Annotated in this window: 1 rRNA gene; it reads right to left on the reverse strand. The window is 50.6% G+C overall.

The window, feature by feature from the left end:
• Window positions 1-1,218: ribosomal RNA gene (locus tag ACSBQN_RS19240) — 23S ribosomal RNA — on the reverse strand; the annotation flags it as partial.
• Between the last annotated feature and the right edge of the window lie 278 nt (window positions 1,219-1,496).

Raw genomic sequence — 1,496 nt, forward strand, 5'->3', positions numbered from 1 at the left:
CACCTTCACAGGCTTACAGAACGCTCCCCTACCCAACAATATTTACATATCGCTGCCGCGGCTTCGGTGCATAATTTAGCCCCGTTACATCTTCCGCGCAGGCCGACTCGACCAGTGAGCTATTACGCTTTCTTTAAATGATGGCTGCTTCTAAGCCAACATCCTGGCTGTCTGAGCCTTCCCACTTCGTTTCCCACTTAATTATGACTTTGGGACCTTAGCCGGCGGTCTGGGTTGTTTCCCTCTTCACGACGAACGTTAGCACCCGCCGTGTGTCTCCCGTGATAACATTCTCCGGTATTCGCAGTTTGCATCGGGTTGGTAAGTCGGGATGACCCCCTAGCCGAAACAGTGCTCTACCCCCGGAGATGAGTTCACGAGGCGCTACCTAAATAGCTTTCGGGGAGAACCAGCTATCTCCCGGTTTGATTGGCCTTTCACCCCCAGCCACAAGTCATCCGCTAATTTTTCAACATTAGTCGGTTCGGTCCTCCAGTTAGTGTTACCCAACCTTCAACCTGCCCATGGCTAGATCACCGGGTTTCGGGTCTATACCCTGCAACTAATTCGCCCAGTTAAGACTCGGTTTCCCTGCGGCTCCCCTATTCGGTTAACCTTGCTACAGAATATAAGTCGCTGACCCATTATACAAAAGGTACGCAGTCACACCATAAAGGTGCTCCCACTGCTTGTACGTACACGGTTTCAGGTTCTTTTTCACTCCCCTCGCCGGGGTTCTTTTCGCCTTTCCCTCACGGTACTGGTTCACTATCGGTCAGTCAGGAGTATTTAGCCTTGGAGGATGGTCCCCCCGTATTCAGACAGGATAACACGTGTCCCGCCTTACTCATCGGACTCACAACACCAGTGCTTTCAGATACAGGGCTATCACCTGCTGTGGCCAGCCTTTCCAGACTGTTCTCTTAACACTGATGCTGATTAAGGTCCTGGGCTGCTCCCCGTTCGCTCGCCGCTACTGGGGGAATCTCGTTTGATTTCTTTTCCTCGGGGTACTTAGATGTTTCAGTTCTCCCGGTTCGCTTCATTACCCTATGTATTCAGGTAATGATAGTGTGACGAATCACACTGGGTTTCCCCATTCGGAAATCGCCGGTTATAACGGTTCATATCACCTTACCGGCGCTTATCGCAGATTAGCACGTCCTTCATCGCCTCTGACTGCCTAGGCATCCACCGTGTACGCTTATTCGCTTAACCTCACAACCCGAAGGTGTTTCGACTGAGTGTTTCTGTGGGGTTATGGCTGCGCGCCCCTCATTTCTTTGTCGGGCAGTGCTCGCAATGCTCACATACTGATGTATGCTCCGCTTGCTGTGCTCCGTCCTTCGCGAACTGAGGACTGCTCGCTCATAACTCACGCAAAAACGTCTTCACATTTTCGTGTTGTTCGGCTGAGAGACTCATCAATATTACCTCGGTGATAATATTGATTGTTTCAATTTTTCAGCTTGTTCCGGATTGTTAAAGAGCATAAT

This window comes from Morganella sp. B601, from assembly GCF_051172335.1.
GTDB lineage: Bacteria > Pseudomonadota > Gammaproteobacteria > Enterobacterales > Enterobacteriaceae > Morganella > Morganella morganii.